At 66.2% G+C, this 15,366-nt stretch carries 17 protein-coding genes, 1 tRNA gene and 1 pseudogene; 4 read left to right on the top strand and 15 right to left on the bottom strand.

Annotation, left to right across the window (positions count from 1 at the left end; all coding sequences use genetic code 11):
* Window positions 1-14: 14 nt before the first annotated feature.
* Window positions 15-1,001: a PfkB family carbohydrate kinase gene (locus tag E3O47_RS02890; protein WP_134419464.1), complete on the bottom strand. Its 987-nt coding sequence runs from the start codon at window positions 999-1,001 to the stop codon at window positions 15-17.
* A 420-nt stretch (window positions 1,002-1,421) separates the two neighbouring features.
* On the opposite strand from E3O47_RS02890, the gene E3O47_RS02885 reads away from it, so the two are divergent.
* Complete coding sequence (locus E3O47_RS02885; RefSeq protein ID WP_134401018.1) at window positions 1,422-2,348, top strand: ornithine cyclodeaminase family protein; 927 nt, start codon at window positions 1,422-1,424, stop codon at window positions 2,346-2,348.
* Window positions 2,349-2,542: 194 nt separating this feature from the next.
* Here the strand turns inward: E3O47_RS02885 and E3O47_RS02880 are convergent, their stop codons facing one another.
* Entirely contained in the window at window positions 2,543-3,511 is a 969-nt protein-coding gene (locus E3O47_RS02880; protein WP_104100743.1) for a DMT family transporter, read from the bottom strand.
* A 72-nt stretch (window positions 3,512-3,583) separates the two neighbouring features.
* Between E3O47_RS02880 and E3O47_RS02875 the strand changes: the two genes are divergently transcribed.
* Entirely contained in the window at window positions 3,584-4,495 is a 912-nt protein-coding gene (locus E3O47_RS02875) for a LysR family transcriptional regulator (RefSeq protein ID WP_134342497.1), read from the top strand.
* A 108-nt stretch (window positions 4,496-4,603) separates the two neighbouring features.
* Here E3O47_RS02875 and E3O47_RS02870 read toward each other — a convergent pair whose 3' ends face one another.
* Window positions 4,604-4,783 carry a hypothetical protein gene (locus E3O47_RS02870; RefSeq protein WP_104100741.1) on the bottom strand — a complete coding sequence of 60 codons (180 nt, stop codon included), beginning with the start codon at window positions 4,781-4,783 and terminating at the stop codon, window positions 4,604-4,606.
* Window positions 4,784-4,893: 110 nt separating this feature from the next.
* Window positions 4,894-5,592 carry an NAD(P)H-hydrate epimerase gene (locus E3O47_RS02865; protein WP_241986064.1) on the bottom strand — a complete coding sequence of 233 codons (699 nt, stop codon included), beginning with the start codon at window positions 5,590-5,592 and terminating at the stop codon, window positions 4,894-4,896.
* Between the two features lie 183 nt (window positions 5,593-5,775).
* On the opposite strand from E3O47_RS02865, the gene E3O47_RS02860 reads away from it, so the two are divergent.
* On the top strand, window positions 5,776-7,494 hold the full coding sequence (locus E3O47_RS02860) for an AarF/UbiB family protein (RefSeq protein WP_134342498.1): 1,719 nt from the start codon (window positions 5,776-5,778) through the stop codon (window positions 7,492-7,494).
* Between the two features lie 97 nt (window positions 7,495-7,591).
* On the opposite strand, the gene E3O47_RS02855 is transcribed toward E3O47_RS02860, so the two are convergent.
* From E3O47_RS02855 to E3O47_RS02840, 6 genes and pseudogenes are all read right to left on the bottom strand, one after another.
* A tRNA-Thr gene (locus tag E3O47_RS02855) sits at window positions 7,592-7,664 on the bottom strand.
* The gene (locus tag E3O47_RS15835; RefSeq protein ID WP_166784756.1) at window positions 7,646-7,840 is read right to left on the bottom strand and encodes a hypothetical protein; all 195 of its coding nucleotides are present in this window, start codon (window positions 7,838-7,840) and stop codon (window positions 7,646-7,648) included. The genes E3O47_RS02855 and E3O47_RS15835 overlap by 19 nt, the downstream gene beginning before the upstream one ends.
* A gap of 34 nt (window positions 7,841-7,874) precedes the next feature.
* A pseudogene (locus tag E3O47_RS16390) lies at window positions 7,875-7,964 on the bottom strand (IS5/IS1182 family transposase); the annotation flags it as partial.
* A 312-nt stretch (window positions 7,965-8,276) separates the two neighbouring features.
* The gene (locus tag E3O47_RS02845; RefSeq protein WP_134401017.1) at window positions 8,277-8,486 is read right to left on the bottom strand and encodes a hypothetical protein; all 210 of its coding nucleotides are present in this window, start codon (window positions 8,484-8,486) and stop codon (window positions 8,277-8,279) included.
* A 17-nt stretch (window positions 8,487-8,503) separates the two neighbouring features.
* Complete coding sequence (locus tag E3O47_RS15830; protein ID WP_158250256.1) at window positions 8,504-8,656, bottom strand: hypothetical protein; 153 nt, start codon at window positions 8,654-8,656, stop codon at window positions 8,504-8,506.
* A gap of 331 nt (window positions 8,657-8,987) precedes the next feature.
* Window positions 8,988-9,563 (bottom strand): TetR family transcriptional regulator, encoded by a 576-nt coding sequence (locus E3O47_RS02840; protein WP_134342501.1) that lies wholly within the window; start codon window positions 9,561-9,563, stop codon window positions 8,988-8,990.
* A gap of 95 nt (window positions 9,564-9,658) precedes the next feature.
* Between E3O47_RS02840 and E3O47_RS02835 the strand changes: the two genes are divergently transcribed.
* Window positions 9,659-10,114, top strand: coding sequence for a hypothetical protein (locus tag E3O47_RS02835; protein ID WP_104100736.1), 456 nt, complete (start codon window positions 9,659-9,661; stop codon window positions 10,112-10,114).
* A 536-nt stretch (window positions 10,115-10,650) separates the two neighbouring features.
* On the opposite strand, the gene E3O47_RS02830 is transcribed toward E3O47_RS02835, so the two are convergent.
* The 5 genes from E3O47_RS02830 to E3O47_RS02810 form a co-directional block, all read right to left on the bottom strand.
* A complete protein-coding gene (locus tag E3O47_RS02830; protein ID WP_104100734.1) occupies window positions 10,651-12,183 on the bottom strand; it encodes a PTS transporter subunit EIIC in 1,533 nt (510 codons plus the stop codon).
* Between the two features lie 628 nt (window positions 12,184-12,811).
* Complete coding sequence (locus E3O47_RS02825) at window positions 12,812-13,693, bottom strand: SDR family oxidoreductase (RefSeq protein WP_241976741.1); 882 nt, start codon at window positions 13,691-13,693, stop codon at window positions 12,812-12,814.
* 91 nt (window positions 13,694-13,784) lie between these two features.
* On the bottom strand, window positions 13,785-14,405 hold the full coding sequence (locus E3O47_RS02820) for a hypothetical protein (RefSeq protein WP_104100732.1): 621 nt from the start codon (window positions 14,403-14,405) through the stop codon (window positions 13,785-13,787).
* Complete coding sequence (locus E3O47_RS02815) at window positions 14,402-14,983, bottom strand: DUF6286 domain-containing protein (RefSeq protein WP_104100731.1); 582 nt, start codon at window positions 14,981-14,983, stop codon at window positions 14,402-14,404. The genes E3O47_RS02820 and E3O47_RS02815 overlap by 4 nt, the downstream gene beginning before the upstream one ends.
* Window positions 14,980-15,279 carry a hypothetical protein gene (locus E3O47_RS02810; protein WP_241976740.1) on the bottom strand — a complete coding sequence of 100 codons (300 nt, stop codon included), beginning with the start codon at window positions 15,277-15,279 and terminating at the stop codon, window positions 14,980-14,982. The genes E3O47_RS02815 and E3O47_RS02810 overlap by 4 nt, the downstream gene beginning before the upstream one ends.
* Between the last annotated feature and the right edge of the window lie 87 nt (window positions 15,280-15,366).

Below are 15,366 nucleotides of genomic sequence, written 5' to 3'. Positions count from 1 at the left end.
CCGGCCAGCGACGCCTAACCCGCGGTGGGTACGCGCAGCAGGGCACCCTCCCGGCGGCAGGTGGCGGCCGCGATCAGCATGGCGTCGGCCAGCAGGGCCTGCCAGCCCGCGGCATCCGTGGGCACCCCCCTTGTCAGCATGGTCTGCACGGCCCCGGCGAGGGTGGCGTCGCCCGCGCCCATGGTGTCGACGACGGCGCCGGGAAGCACGGCGATCGGCTCGCTGACCCGCAGATCGGCGCCGCAGGCAACGGATGCCCCCGCGCGCCCGGCCGTGGCCAGCACCGTCTGCGTGCCGGCAGCCAGCAGCCGCTCCCGCAACTCTTCGAGGGTGCTGCGGTAGAGCAGCTCGGCGTCCTCGTCCCCCACCTTCGTGAGGAGGCTCCGGGCAGCGATTCGTTCGAAGTTCGCCACGAACAGGTCGCCGTCGGCGAGCATGCCCGAACGCGGATTCGGGTCGATCACGAGGCGGCGTTCCGGCTCCGCGACCGCGGCGATGAAGGCATCCGTCTGGGCCGTGTCATCGAAAGGGAAGCAGCTCACGACCACGAGGCGGGCGTTGTCCAGGGCCGCGCGCTCGGCCGGGCCGAACTCGATGCGGCGCTTCCGCGCGGCCTCATTGAAGGCGTAGGTGGGCTCGCCGTCGGTGCGGTCGGAGGTGGCGCGGGAGCTGCCAAACGGCCCGGGTGTGGCGACCAACGTCACGTCGTGCGCGGCGAGGAACTCGCGCAGCCGGGCACCGTCGGCGTCATCGCCGACCATGGCGATCAGGGTGGTCGGCACACCGAGCACGGCCAGGCCGACGGCCACGTTGAGGGCGGCGCCGCCGGGGAACTCCAGGCGGGACCCCGGGCTCAGCATCTCGTCGATGAGTGCGTCGCCGACCACGACCACCCGGTTCTGCTCAGTCAGGTTCTGCTCAGTCAGGTTCTGCTCAGTCAGGCTCTGCTCAGTCAGGCTCTGCTCAGTCAGGTTCTGCTCAGTCAGGTTCTGCTCAGTCATTCGCACTCTCCCTTGCCCCTGCCAACAACCCTGTCGCACCAAGCCTAGGTGAGTGAGTCCTCATCGATATTGAACCAATTCGACGGAGATTCTCGTGCAGAACTGCTTTTTAGGCGCGTTGAGGAGCAACTCTGGCAAAATCTCCGTCGAATTCGTTCGGGGCGCTAGCCCGAGCCGGCCTGTGTCACCCCGCGTCACCCCGAGTCAGCCCGCGAAACCAAATGCGGCCGCGTTTGTCCAGACCCTTCCGCCGGGCGCGGCATCGTCGTACGCTTCAACACAGGCAGGGTGGCTCCCCGAACACCGGTCCTTAGTCCCTGATTGCAGGGTCCGTATGAGACCGGAGCGAAGCACCCCTCGTCGGGGGCAGGACATCATCGGGGTGACCTGCCCCCACACTCCGACACGTAAAGTCGGAGCATGGCTTCCGATGCACCCACCTCGTGGATCTCCGCCGACGAGATCTTCGCCCGCGTCGGCGTCGGCGCCGCGGCGCGCGCCCTGCAGGTCGCCGTGCGGGCTGGGCTCGACCCGGGGCTTGATTTCAGCCGCAGCATCCTGCCCCTCGACCGGGGCCAGCTGCTGCTCATGCCGTCGCAGTCCGCGGAGTTCGTGGGCGTCAAGATCGCCACCGTCGCGCCGGGCAACCCGCAGCTCGGCCGGTCACGCATCCAGGGCGTCTACCTACTGATGGATGCTGTCACGCTCAGCCCGGTCGCCCTGCTCGACGGCATCGCACTGACGACCCTGCGCACCCCGGCGGTGTCGGCGGCCGTCGCCGACCTGCTCGCGCCCGCCGAGGTGGAGCACCTCGTGGTGTTCGGCGCGGGACCCCAGGCGCGCGGGCATGTCGAGGCGATGCGCGCCATCCGCCGGGTCGGTCGGGTCACCGTGGTCGGCCGGCACCCGGGCCGCGCCGAGGCACTGGCCGAGCAGGTGCGGGCGGGCGGGCTGCCCGCGCAGACCGGCACCCCCGGCGCCGTGGCCGACGCTCAGCTCATCGTCTGCGCCACCACCGCCCGCACCCCGCTGTTCGACGGGTCCCTGGTGCCGCGGAACTCCTGCACGGTGGCGGTCGGGTCGCACGAGCCCGACGCCCGTGAGCTTTCCAGCGAGCTGATCGGACGCGCGCAGGTCGTCGTCGAAGACAGCCAGGTCGCGCTGCGGGAGGGCGGCGACGTGCTGATCCCGCTCCGGGAGGGCGTGATCCAGGCCGATTCCCTGGTGCCGATGCGGGACATCCTGACCGGCACGGTCGCCGTCGACCAGTCGCGTCCCCGCGTCTTCACGAGCTCCGGCATGTCCTGGCAGGACCTGGTGGTCGCCCAGGCCGTCTTCCGCCCGTAATCCCACCGCGCGTGTACGCCGTTCATCACGGAGCGCCGTGTGTAGCGTCGAACCAATTCGACGGAGATTTTCTCATCAAGGCGCTGTTTCAGAGGGTTTGAGACCGTCTCAGACAAAATCTCCGTCGAATTCGTTCGGGCTGGATTTAATGCAGGCGAGCGCGCGCGCTCGCTGAGCTGCAGCCGAACCCGGCTTCAGCCGATGGCCGCGGGCGACGGATGTGACCGGGCCGGCACCGCGAGCACGTCGGCCGCCGCCCGTAGTCGGTGCCCCTGCTCCACCCGCTGTCCCCACGAGGTGCCCGCGATGATCAGGCCTGCCCCGAGCACCGCCACCAGGCCGAGGTTCTCACTGCCGAGGCTCACCCCCACGACCACCGCCCAGACCGGTTCGGTGCCCATCAGCAGGCTGGCCCGCGCGGCCGAGGTGTGCCGGATCGCCCAGGTCTGGGCCAGGAACGCGAACACGCTGCAGGCCAGACCGAGGTAGAGCACCCCGAGCCAGGCGGCCGGACCGAAGGCGCCGATCGCCCGAAGTGTTCCCGGCGCATCCGCTGCGGTGAACGCCAGGGCACCCACGGCGGCCTGCACCAGCGTGATCGTGAGCGTCCCGGGCCGGCGGCCGGCGTCGTCGGCGCGGGTCACCCGGCCGACCATGGTGACGTGCAGGGCGCGCACGAGCGCTGCGGCGAGCATGAGCAGGTCGCCAGGGTTCGGGGCGCGAAAACCATTGCCGGAAACGAGCAGCGCTACCCCGACGACCGCGAGCACCGCAGCCACGAAGAACGAACGCGGTAGCCAGTTGCGCGCCGCGACCGACTCGAGGATCGGGGTGAGGATGATCGTCAAGCTGATGATCAGGCCCGCGTTGGTGGCCGAGGTCACGGCCACGCCGGCCGTCTCCAACCAGAGAATCGCCGCCTGGGTGAGCCCGAGCAGCGCGCCCCCGGCCAGCTCGGCGCGGGTCGGCCGCCGAGGCCGGCTCAACGCCCAGATCAGCAGCAGCGCCAGCGCAGCCACCAGAAAGCGCAGCGCGAGCACGGCGCCCACACTCGCCTGCTCGGTCAGCACCTTGGCGGCGAGGTAGCTGCCACCCCAGACCAGCGCGACAAGCAGCAGGACGGCGTCGATGCGGTAACGTCCGAGCCGCGGGAGGAAGGTCATGGGCCAATGCTGCCGGGCGGCATCCGTTAAGTCCAGATCACCAATTCTGAACTAACACTTTAGTGTTTGCTTATGGATCTGCATCAGCTCTTCATCCTGCGGGAACTCGGCGAGCGCGGCAGCGTCGCCGCGGTGGCCCGCGCGCTGTTCGTCTCGTCGTCGGCGGTGTCGCAGCAGCTGTCCGCGCTGCAGCGCAGCACGGGCGTGGCGCTGACCGAACGACGCGGGCGCAGGCTTGTGCTGACACCCGCCGGCACGGCTCTCGCTACCGCCGCCGCCAGCGTGTCCACCGCGATGGCCGCCGCCGAGCAGTCGGTGGCACATTTCCACGAAGAGCCGGCCGCGCCGGTGAGCCTGTCGGCGTTCCACAGCGCTGGGCTGGCCTGGTTCGGGCCTCTGATCTCGCGACTGGCCAGTCCGGCCGGACCCACCGGGACGCCAATCCGGTGCGGCGACGAGGATGTCGCACGGCAGGATTTCCCGGCACTGGTCGCCGACTATGACCTCGTCATCGCCCACCGGCTGCCGCACGATCCCCTCTGGCCGCAACGGGTCACGGTCACCCCGCTGCTCTACGAACCGCTGGATGTGGCGCTGCATGTCGGACATCCTCTGGCCGGTCGGTCGTCGGTGTCGGTCGCCGACATCGCCGACGAGCCCTGGATCGCCGGGCACCCGGGCTTCCCGCTCGCGGAGGCGGTGAATGTCGTCGCGGCGAGCGCCGGGCACCCCCTACGGATCGAGCACCGCATCAACGAGTTCTTCGTGGCGGCCTCCGTGGTCGCTTCGGGGTCCGCGATCGCACTGCTGCCCCGGTACACGATGGCCCCGGCGCCAGGGTCCGGCCTGGTGCTGCTGCCGATCGACGACCTGCGGGTCGGCCGCCAGATCGACGTTCTCAGCCGCCCCGAGACGCTGCTGCGGGCGTCGGTGCGCCGGGTGCTGGGCGAGTTGCGAGCGGTGGCCGGCTCCCGCACGGAATGACCGCTGCGTTGAGAGGATGTCCGACTCACCGGCATGGTCAATGACGCCGAGGTCTTCCAGCGGACACCCTACCCCGCGAGAGCGGGGACGGGCGACGGATGCGTCGCCTCACCAGTCGACGAGCTGCGCCCTGTCTCGCTGCACATCGAACGTGAACTGCTGATGCCTGACCATCGCGGGGATCTCCCACACCAACCAGATGGGGACCAGCAGGAACAGCCACAGCCCGGCAGGGGTCTGGAGCATACCGAAGACGGCGACGAACCCTGCGGGCGGAACTGTGATCACGGTATCGGCCCCCCTCAGTGCCTTTGGGCGGGAGGAAATGACTACCGTCCATTGATGCTCCGGGTGCGGATACGCAACGGCGCCGACCGTGGAAACAGCAGAGAGAGAACTTACCCGCGATCCCGGGCCGCGATCCGTTCGAGCTCGTCGCCGATGCCGATGTCGGCCACGACGATTCGTCCGGCCAGGCTCGCCGCGGGTTCCCGCAGCAGACCTGGTTTGCAGCCTCCGAACGTCACCGTCAGGTGCGCGGGCAGCACGGTGGGGTCCGGCACGGCGCCGTCGTCGACGCCGATCCCGCTGGGCGAGTCCACCGCCACCACGAGGGGCGCACCGGGGTCGTGCAGCGCGGGAAGGATGGCCGCCACCACCTCACGAGCCCGCCCGCGGAGCGCCGGGCTGGTGCTCGTGCCGGTGCCGAGGATGCCGTCGAGGATCACGGCGGATACCCGCGCCACTCGGGCGAGAGCGGCATCCGTTTCAGCCAGGGGCAGCAGCGCCGCCCCGGCCGCCAGGGCAGCGCTGAGGCCGCCGTCGTGGAGCTGTGCCGACGTGGGCACGATGGTCACCAAGGCACCCTGCGCGGCCAGCAGCGCGGCCGCGTGCAGGGCGTCGCCGCCGTTGTCCCCCGCACCGGCCAGCACCAGCACCCGCGCGTCCGGCACTCCCCCGCTTTCCGTGAGCAGCTCCTCGAGCAGGGCCGCCGTCTCCGCGGCGAGCGCGGCCGATGCCCGCTCCATCAGCGGCACGCCCTCGGCCAGGAAGGGAGTCTCGGCCTCGCGCATCTGGGCGGCGGTGTAGGTTTTCACGTCGCCAGAGTACTCCCGCGGCGGTGCGGCTCACGGCACCGAGGGCGACCGGCCGAGCCCTGCCGAGATCTGTCCGTGCCCCCTCGTGCCACCCGGTTCGCACCCGTCTCCCATCCTGACCGGGCATGCTGAAGTCCTGATCGCCCGCCACTCCGGCCGGCGCGCGACAAGAGAGCTGAAACAGTGGCCGGCGCACGCGGCATCACCCTTCCGAAACTGACTCTGGCCACCGAGCGGAGCCGCCCGGCTCCCCCGCGGCCCTTCCTGCAGCGCGGCCGCCGCTTCGCCGAACTCGTGCGTATCGCCCGGAAGAATGGACTGCTGCCGGTGCGGCGGCTCGACTTCACGACCAACCCGAGCGGGGCAGCCGTTCGCGCCGTGCAGGCCGAGGGTCTGCGGGCCGCGCTGGAGGAGGCCGGTGGAGCCTTCGTCAAGATGGGCCAGCTGCTCTCCACCCGATCCGACTTCCTGCCCCCGGAATTCGCCCGGGCCCTCGCGACGCTTCAGCAGAGCGTGAAGCCTGCCCCCTGGGGCGAGGTCGAACGGATGCTGGAGGAGGAGTTCGGCGGACCCCTCGCCGGCGTCTTCGCCAGCTTCGATCCCGACCCCATCGCCGCGGCCTCCATCGGCCAGGTGCACCGGGCGACCCTGATGAACGGCACTGTGGTGGCCGTCAAGGTGCAGCGGCCCGGGATCGTGCCGGAGCTGCGGCGCGACGTCGCCATCGCCGTGCGGGTGACGAACCTGATGAGCCTGACGTCTCCGCAGGCCAGAACTCTGGGCATCAAGGCGGTCGCCGAGGACTATGCGGCCGACCTCGTGCGCCAACTGGACTTCCGGCTGGAGGCGCTGAACCTCTCGGCCATGCGCGCCCTCCAGCTGCGCGGCCCGCGGGCCGGCGACCTGCGTTTCCCCGAGCTGTTCGAGTCTCTGTCCAGCGATCGCGTGCTGGTGATGGAGTACCTGGTCGGCGACACGTTCAGCGACCTGAACGAGACGTCCGACGCGCCTCGGGCCGAGCTCGGCGCCGCCATGCGCACCGTGCTCAGCGCCTTCGTGCGCCAGATCGTCTTCGACGGCGTCTTCCACGCCGACCTGCACCCCGGCAACATCATGCTGCTAGCCGACGGCACCCCCGCGCTAGTCGACTTCGGATCGGTGGGCCGGCTCGACCTGCAGCTGCGGGAGACGATCCAGGAGCTGCTGATCGCTTTCCTCCAGTCCGACACCCAGCTCATCGCCGACGGGCTCCTCAAAGTCGCCCCGCTGCGGGACGGTGCGGACGAGAAGGCGTTCCGCCGCGAGCTGAGCGCGTTCATCACGTTCGAGTTGGGGCCCGGCGCGCGGGTCAGCGTGCTGACCGTGGATGTCCTGGTGGCTATCCTCACCCGGTACGGCGTGGGAATCCCCGCCGAGTTCGTAGCGGCGGCGCGGGCGTTCGCGGTGCTCGAGGGCACCCTGCGCTCCAGCATGCCGGAGTTCGACCTGCTCGAGGAGTCCCGCAGGCTGGCGAGCGTACAGATCCGCGACCAGATGGCGCCGGCCAACGTGCGCGAACTCCTGACCACCGAGCTTCTGGCTCTGCTGCCCAGCGTGCGCCGGCTCCCCCGGCGTTTCGACCAGATCGGGCAGGCCCTCGAGATGGGCAACCTCAACGTCAATGTGCGGCTGCTCGCGGACCAGAACGACCGGCGGCTGCTCACCGGGCTGGTGCGGCAGAGCCTGCTGGCCCTGGTCGGCGGGGCCGCCGGGGTGATGTCCCTGGTCTACCTCACGACACCCGCACCGGCGGACCCGGGGGTCATCAGCACGGTGACGGCCGGGTTCAGCCTGGGTGCCGGCTCCGTGGTGCTGCTGGTTTCGGCGTTCGCGGATTCGCTCGTGACCCGCAGCCGCGCGTGACCCGTGCGACTGAATCGAGCGACTGCCACGTGCGACTGCTACGCGCGTCGGGAAACGACGAAGGCCCCGCCTGAGGCAGGGCCTTCGTCATACGTTCTGGGAGCGGGAGCGGGAATTGAACCCGCGACACAATCATCACAATCGTTCCGATTCAATCAATCGACCCCGCGCTACGAATCTGGTCGTAGCGTTCCGAAATGACGACCTGGATATTGCGTTTTCGCAGCATGGCCCGGTGCGCTTTGGCCGAGTAGGCCTTGTCTGCCAGCACCCGGTCGGGTCGAGTGCGGGCCCGTCCCGGGCCGATCCGGTCGACGCTGAGCGAAGCCATAATCTCCGTGAGCATTGGCGAATCCCTGCCCGGTGCCCAGAAGAACCACAAGCGGGCGCATTTTTCCGTCGCAAAGCTGATGAATCTTGGTGGCCAAACCGCCGCGAGAGCGGCCACTGGCATGATCAGGAGGCTCTTCCAACAGATTCGTGTACTTCGACAGGGCCCCCGTGATGCGCGGAAGGTTCGTCGCATGTTGATGCACCCGATATCTTCGGAACCAGGCGGCCCTGCAGCTCAACGTGCTGGGAACCCTGTTGGCTCGGGCGGAGCGGTATCGGATCGAGCGGGAGGTGTGGGCGTGGTGGCAAGCCGCACTGACCAACATGATGTCAACGCCCAGATCTCGGCCGCGGCGCCCGCATGTATCGAGCCGGCCGTTGTTTGAGGCGAGCACGCCGGGTGAGCGGTTGTGGCCGCGGTATCCGCGAGCCAGCACGAACCGGGCCGATCACCGTTCCGCGCTCGATCTGGTGGGCGCGGGACTGCTGAGCCCGGAGAACCGGTGGCAGCACCTGGGCGAGGTCGCGTAGGTGATTCCATTCGCGGAGACAGTCTTGGTCAGGTCTTCAGGAATGCGGCCTTGGAAGAATGCGAGAACTTCGCTGATGTCCGGTTCGTCCCAGAGGGAGATCTCGGGGACGCTGATCAGCTCGCTCATGGGCCCCACGATTAGTTTCACGAAGATCGTTTCCCGGTGATATTGACCGTGGGCAGGTTGAGTGATTCGGTTGTCTGACTAATGCCGAGGGCGGTGACGAGGTGGAAAAGTGCGCCGGAGAGGGCATCAGCGGTGAGGAAAGATGCCCCGCTGGAGGAGATTCGCCTCATGAGCTCACTTTTCCCCCACCCCGCTGGGTATTCAAGCCCCCGTTGGGATGAGGTCACCTAGGAATAGTCTCAGTCCAAGCTCCGGCGTGACAGTGGCCCCGCTTCCACGCTGAGCTTCCCTGTCCCCGGCCCCGGCACGGAGACAGCACCTTGCACAACCAAGCTCATGCCCTTTCGGAACGCGACGAAATAGCGGCGCAGCCGTCGGAGCCATTTCCCGGTGGAGCTGCTTCGCGGCACAGAGATTGTAAAGTGATATCGCTCTAAATGATGGCGGCTACGCCAGCACAACCGTAGGGACCCGCGTTCGCGGGCACCGCGTCTCGCGTCGTTATAGGCGGCTTAGGACTCCGAGTGCGTCACCGAGTGCACTCGAGATTGAGCGGCCTGCCGGGTTGCGGTGCCATTGTTCAAGTGCGGAGAAGTAGCCGAAGACTAAGGCAGACGACTTGATATGGGCTTCCGAGGTGGTGAGTCCACCGGATGCGGCGAGGATTGGAGCGATCCGATCGACTGCGTTGGCCAGCATCTCGTAGGAAGACCTGCGGACGGATGGTTCGTCGAAGAAGTAACGGATGCGTCGACGCGCAAGGCTCCCCTCCGGGATGTGCTGATCAGGTGATGGCTCAAACCGAGCCACGATGGCGCGCACCGTGCCGAGTAGGTCAGTGTTGTCGATGACAGCAGCAAGTTCGGCCTCGCTCAGGGTGTCGAAGTCATCGGCAAGGACGATCCCTTCCTTGGTGCCGAAGTATCGGTAGACCGTAGAAGGAGAAACCTCGGCAGCTTCTGCAATGTTCTCGACTATTACGTGCTGGAAGCCACGCTCGTCGAACAAGTCCAACGCTATCTGTTGAATGTGACGCATCGCCGCGCGTCGCTTGCGATCCCGCAATCCTAATGCCATCTCCCCATGATACTACTAGTGACTTGCATTTGACTTGCAGTGCCATAATTTTATATAGTCACAATCAACTGATAGTCACTGTCGAATGGGGTGTTATGAAGACGGAACGCACGGCATCGCGGCAGGTCGCGTTGTCGATCTGTGTTGGTATGGGATTGGCTGGGACGGTAGTGGCCCTCATCTTGATGGCTGTCGACCAAGTGAGTAGTGACAGTATTGCCGCCCACGTCCAGGAGCTCTACGAACCGTTTGGCAAGATCCCTGACCCGATTGTTCCCTGGATTTTCTTGTACAGCATCTTCGCGGTCGGGGTGGTCGGGTGGGCGATCGCGTCCGTTGGCGCATGGCGCAAAGCATGGTGGTCTCGGTGGTGGTGCGCGGCCACCTTCTGCGTGGGTAGTGCGCTGCTAATTTTTGCGGCGGTTGTCTCCGAACACGGCTCCCCCATCCTGCCGCTGCCGTGGCGCATAGTGAGCATCGCCGTGGCCGCGGTCGGCGCGATCACCACAATGATCGCCTGGCTTCCCACCACTGATCGGATAACGGAATGAGCATCCCCACTTCGTCCACGCGCCTGGGGTAAGTCTCCTCACCAGAATGAGGTCTTCGTTCAAGCCGGATAACCCTGTGTCCACTAACCACGGCCAAAGCTACGCCGCCGGGTCCACCAGTGGCGTGTTTGGGTGGTGCTAGGTCTGGTGGGGGCCTTGGGCTGTTTATAGCGCCCGCCCAGACTGGTGCTGTGAGGCTGTTGATCATCACGGGCTGTGCGGTCCCCGACGCACACGGCGCCGTGGCCTATTCCGCAGGGCAGATCCGCCGGCAGGTGCTCGAGGTGATGGGAGCGAGAGCTAACTGTGCACCCGACTCGCGGCACATCGCCGAGTGCGGATACCTGGTGAGCCTGGTCGCGACAAGTCAGACCGCCTATGAATCGCTCGGCCGCGGAATTCGCTTTCGCGCCTGCGACACCCGCAATCTCACTCGGTTCTCGTACCACCCTGGGAGATAGCGGTGGGCGGCAACACAACGCCTGCCCCTGAGAGTACGTCGGGGGCGGTGTTCGAAGTAGGCGAGAGCTGAGATTTCAGGAGCGGTGGTGGGAGCCGGCCAGGGTGGGGATCTGATCGGCGGGGTCGTCCGTCCCCTCTGGGACGTCGTCGGCGGGCACCAATCCTGCGTCGATAGTGTCGTCGGTGTTCAGGCGTACCAGCTGGTCGCGGGTGAACCCGAAGAACCAGGTGGCGAAGAATCCCACGGTGTAGGCGACGATCAGGCCGCAAGCGTAGCCGAGTGCGGCGGCGCCCCAGCCCTGGCTGCCCTGGAGCAGTGGGAACAGCGAGACGTCACTGGCGCCGATGGCGATCGCGCCGACGGTGTAGCCGAGCTGATCGAATAGGCCGATTACTGCGCCGCCGAATGCGCCGCCGATGCAAGCGGTGATGAAGGGGCGGCCCAGCGGCAGGGTGACGCCGTAGATGAGTGGCTCGCCAACGCCGAGGAATCCTGCGGGCAGTGCACTCTTGATGGTACGTCCGATGCTGGTGTTGCGGCGGAGCCTGAAGAACACGGCGATGGCGGCACCGATTTGGCCGGCGCCGCCCATGGCCAGGACCGGCAGCAGGGTGGTGTAACCGACCTGTTCGATCAGGGTGGTGTGGATTGGGGTGAGTGTTTGGTGCAACCCGGTCATCACCAACGGCAGGAACAGCCCGCCGAGGACGAAGCCAGCGAAGACACCCGCAGTGCTCAGCAGCCAGGTGGCGCCGATACCGATCTGGATAGACACCCAGCCGGCGGCCGGCATCAGTAGGAACAGGGCGGCGAGGCCGGCGATCAGCACGGTCGACGTGGGCACGATGAACAAGGCGAGCACGTCGGGCGCCCATCTGCGGGCCCACCGCTCGACGTAGGCGCCCAGGATGGCGGCGGCCATGGCGCCGAGAACCCCTCCCTGGCCGGGGGCCAGTTGCTGACCCCAGACGACGATGTTTGCGACTCCAGGAGCCACAATGATTCCCCCGATAACGCCGCCGATGATGGGTGTGCCGCCAAACTCTTTGGCAGCGTTCATCGCAACGAACACGGCGAGTAGGGCGAAGAACCCGCTGGACATGACGCTGAAGATCGGAGACAGGGTGGCCAACCACGGAACCTGGCCGCTTGTGGCCAGGTTGGTCAGGATTCCGTTGATGCCGGCGATGAGTCCGCAGGCGATCAGCGCGGGGATCAGTGGGACGAAGATGTTGGAGATGCGCCTCAGAGCGTTCTTGACCGGGGTGTTGTTGCGCTGCTTGTTCTGTTGCCGGATGGCCGCACCTTTGTCGGCCAGCTGAGCGGCCGAGGAGGCAGCCGACCCTTCCGCGCGGGCGGCGCTGAGGGCCGACTCCACGTCGATGGCCACCCGGTCGACCAGACCCGGGCCTAGCACGATCTGGCAGTTATCGCCGGGCAGCGCGGCGAGCACCCCGGCGATCGCACGCAGTGCGGCGACATCGACTCGATCCTGGTCACGGACGCCGACACGCAATCGGGTCATACATTTCTCGACGTCGATGATGTTCTCGGCGCCGCCCAGACCAATGAGCAACTGGTCTGCGATGACTCGTGAGTCGGCCATGACTGATGTCCTTTCGAGCAAAGTGCGGGGTTGCACGGGGCTCCTAGCGGGATGGAGAACCCGGGCTACAAAATTATGTCGTAATATGAAAATAGCTTTCACAGACTTAGGAGTCAAGAGGTAATTATTTTCACCACTCGTCTGCGTTGTTGACGGCAGGTTTCGACAATCCCCAGGCTGAAATCTCTGCTGCGCTGCTGCGCACTGGTCACCGGGGAGATCAGGTGTGGCTCTGATGCACTTAAACGAGTGGACCATTTTGCAGTTGATGTAGTTATTTTGAAACCGTAAGTTGTAGTCCCTCAGTAACGGAGTCAGGCAGGCCACGACCCTGTCGGAACCACACGGGTGCGCCGTATGTGGCGGGTAACGCCTGTGCGACCGTAACTATCGCGAGGACGGCGGTGGCCGAAGTGTTCGGAGCGACAATAGCCGGCCGGAGCCGACCCACGGAAGAGTCAGGAGCCTCAAAAAAAACCGCGTAATCCCGTGTCCGCTGAATCAATCTCGCTGACTTGGCTATCCGCACAATTGCCGCGATCCTCGTTAGAAGCAGGAATACGGCTGGGCTCTTTCGTAGACTTGCGTGTAGCGCGTGCGCCACAGGGTCCGAGTTTTCGCTCGACTCTTAGAAACTGCGGCTGCGCGTTATGGGCACTACGGAACCTGAAATGTAGGACGCTTCGGGTGAGGCTAGGAAAACGTAGGCGGCGGCGAGTTCGGCTGTTTGTCCTGCCTGGCCCAGTGGGGTTTCCCGACCGAGAGTGGACAGCTTGTCTGGCCATGAAGTTACGGGGATAAGCGGCGTCCAGACTGGCCCGGGCGCGACTGCGTTGACCCGAACCCCGGCTGGGCCTAATTCTTGGGCGAGCGCCCGTGTGAACGCTACGAGTGCGGCTTTGGTCATGGCATAGTCGATCAACACCTGTGCGGGGCTCGATGCCGGGATTGATGACGTGGAGATGATCGATGCTCCCGGCCAGAGGTGCGGGATGGCGGTGCGCGCGATCCACAGAGTCGCATAAAGATTGGTTTTGAAGACCCGGTCGAATTCTGCCGTTGACAGGTTTTCTGGACCGTTCCGGTTTTTTTGGTAGGCGGCGTTGAGCACCAGGATATCCAAGCCGCCGAGGGTTGCCACGGTATCCTTTACGAGGTTGACGCAGTGGGTTTCCTCGCGGATGTCGCCCGGGATGAGCAGGACGGTGCGGCCGGCGGCCCGGATCTGCTCTGCCGTGAATTCGGCATCCGTCTGTTCGTCAGGCAGGTAGGAGATCGCAATATCGGCACCATCTTTGGCGTAGGCGATGGCCACGGCCCGGCCGATGCCTGAGTCGCCGCCTGTGATGAGTGCCCGCCTCCCGACAAGTTTTCCGGCGCCATGGTAGGTGTCTTCGCCACGATCCGGGCGGGGCTTAGTCGCCTCGGTCAGGCCGGGTTGACTCTGTTCCTGCTTGGGGTTGCCGCCGGTGATGTATTTCGTCCTTGGGTTGTCGTTTTGGTTCGTCAAGGCGTGACTCCCTATCGAAAATCGGTGGATGTTGCCGGTTGAGGGAGCACGGCTGACCGCCGTCAGATGACTTCTGTGAGCCGGTGAGTCATCAGCGGATGCGGGCGGCATTGGTCGTTCGCGCGCGGAAGCCGCCGCTAATCTGCACGAGGGCGGGGAGCTGTAGGCCGAGGAGATTATCGAAGGAAAAGAGCACCTCGTTGACAATCCGGCTGGCTTCCCGAGGTGAGATTCCTCGGCGGCAGGTGATGGCCACCTTCAGTGCTGACTGGTTCTTGACGCGGTAGGTGGAGACGTGGGAGGCAACAAGTTCCGGTCGGTTTGTGAGAGCATCTTGGATGGCGTGCTCGGCCACTCTCGACTCGATGACAACCGCGCCACTGCTGGTTTTTCCGTTTAGTGAGACGATCCGGCCGGTGTGCCCTTGGCCTTGACGCAGGCAGAAGGTGACCAGCACCGCGATGAGCAGCACTCCAGCGGCGAGGACGATGAGCCATAACCAGCTGCCGCTGACCGGGATCAAGGATTCGGGAAAGGGGGTGGCCTGAAGCCACCGGGTTGCCCTATCGATGCCAACACGAGTTGCGTTCGTCCAGCTGTCGCGGACGAGCGGAACAAGTGCCACCAGGGCCAGGGTCGCGCCACCGGTCAAGACGAGGAGTCCGACCAGGAAAACAAAGATGCGGTTGAGGATGCGATTGGTGGAGTTCATCCGCCCACCCTCCCCGTGGAGACAACAACGACCTTCGCGTGCAGGGAACGCAGCAATCCAAAAGCCTCAATCTGTTCGCGCACGGCCGTGAGCACCGCCTGCTGATCGATCGCCGTTCCAGAGGTAGGAGTGAGGTGCACGGTGGCGCTACGGGGGGTCACGGTGACCCGCGCGTTGTCTGGGGCCAACCCAGCGACGCGGGCCGCTTCACGAGCCAACGCGGATGCGATCACCTCGTTGTCGACGATGGTCGCGGCCCGTTCGGTCTCGAGCAGATGGCGAGATCGCCGGCCAGGAGTGACAGCCACGACAAGGAGAAGCAGCCCGATGAGGGCGCCGGTGAGGCCGAGCCCGCCCACGAACACGGGCGGTGCAGAGGAAACGCCTGCGACCGCGCCCGCCATACCCGCGGGGGTCGCGAGGAGCCCCGGCCGGCCGAGCAGGTTCAACACGATCTCGATCATGAGCCAGAGGCAGGCGGCGATGGCCAGGATCGCGAGAGTGATCGCTGCAACCGAACGCGGCGAGTAAAGCTCGCGACGGCTGATCCGTTGGTAGGTGGAACGATACTTAGTCATCGCACGCGGCCCTCTGGTCGAATGTCGGCACCGGTGAGCCGCACGGTCACCCGGGACAGGGTAGAACCGGTCAACTCGCCCACCCGGTAATGAATGTGCTGCCTGGCGTGCTCGGCCCGCTCCAGAATCGTGCCCCCGATGCGAGTCACGACGGAGGGATCCCGGTGCACACGGGTGAGCGCAACGACCCGGATGGGGGCGCTGACTGTGAGGGCGAGGTTGCCCTGATCATCGGTGATCTCGGCACCGACCGCCGAGGGGTCAACGCCCAGAGCGTCCGCCGCGACCGCACACACTAACCGATTCAAAGCACGAGTCGAGACGGTGGTCCGGCCGTTTTTGAGCACCGTCGGCGATAGCGTATGACGGGCCGCTGTTTCGGA

This window comes from Cryobacterium sp. TMT2-17-1, from assembly GCF_004402765.1.
Taxonomy (GTDB): domain Bacteria; phylum Actinomycetota; class Actinomycetes; order Actinomycetales; family Microbacteriaceae; genus Cryobacterium; species Cryobacterium sandaracinum.
Note: the sequence above shows the minus strand (reverse complement) of the source record. Positions and strands in the feature narration are given on the sequence as shown.

What these genes read in the sequence shown, in the direction of transcription:
- E3O47_RS02890 (WP_134419464.1), bottom strand. Translation starts at nt 1,001, where the DNA reads ATGACTGAGCAGAACCTGACTGAGCAGAACCTGACTGAGCAGAGCCTG.
- E3O47_RS02885 (WP_134401018.1), top strand. Translation starts at nt 1,422, where the DNA reads ATGGCTTCCGATGCACCCACCTCGTGGATCTCCGCCGACGAGATCTTC.
- E3O47_RS02880 (WP_104100743.1), bottom strand. Translation starts at nt 3,511, where the DNA reads ATGACCTTCCTCCCGCGGCTCGGACGTTACCGCATCGACGCCGTCCTG.
- E3O47_RS02875 (WP_134342497.1), top strand. Translation starts at nt 3,584, where the DNA reads ATGGATCTGCATCAGCTCTTCATCCTGCGGGAACTCGGCGAGCGCGGC.
- E3O47_RS15835 (WP_166784756.1), bottom strand. Translation starts at nt 7,840, where the DNA reads ATGCTCACGGAGATTATGGCTTCGCTCAGCGTCGACCGGATCGGCCCG.
- E3O47_RS02845 (WP_134401017.1), bottom strand. Translation starts at nt 8,486, where the DNA reads ATGAGCGAGCTGATCAGCGTCCCCGAGATCTCCCTCTGGGACGAACCG.
- E3O47_RS15830 (WP_158250256.1), bottom strand. Translation starts at nt 8,656, where the DNA reads ATGAGGCGAATCTCCTCCAGCGGGGCATCTTTCCTCACCGCTGATGCC.
- E3O47_RS02840 (WP_134342501.1), bottom strand. Translation starts at nt 9,563, where the DNA reads ATGGCATTAGGATTGCGGGATCGCAAGCGACGCGCGGCGATGCGTCAC.
- E3O47_RS02835 (WP_104100736.1), top strand. Translation starts at nt 9,659, where the DNA reads ATGAAGACGGAACGCACGGCATCGCGGCAGGTCGCGTTGTCGATCTGT.
- E3O47_RS02830 (WP_104100734.1), bottom strand. Translation starts at nt 12,183, where the DNA reads ATGGCCGACTCACGAGTCATCGCAGACCAGTTGCTCATTGGTCTGGGC.
- E3O47_RS02820 (WP_104100732.1), bottom strand. Translation starts at nt 14,405, where the DNA reads ATGAACTCCACCAATCGCATCCTCAACCGCATCTTTGTTTTCCTGGTC.
- E3O47_RS02815 (WP_104100731.1), bottom strand. Translation starts at nt 14,983, where the DNA reads ATGACTAAGTATCGTTCCACCTACCAACGGATCAGCCGTCGCGAGCTT.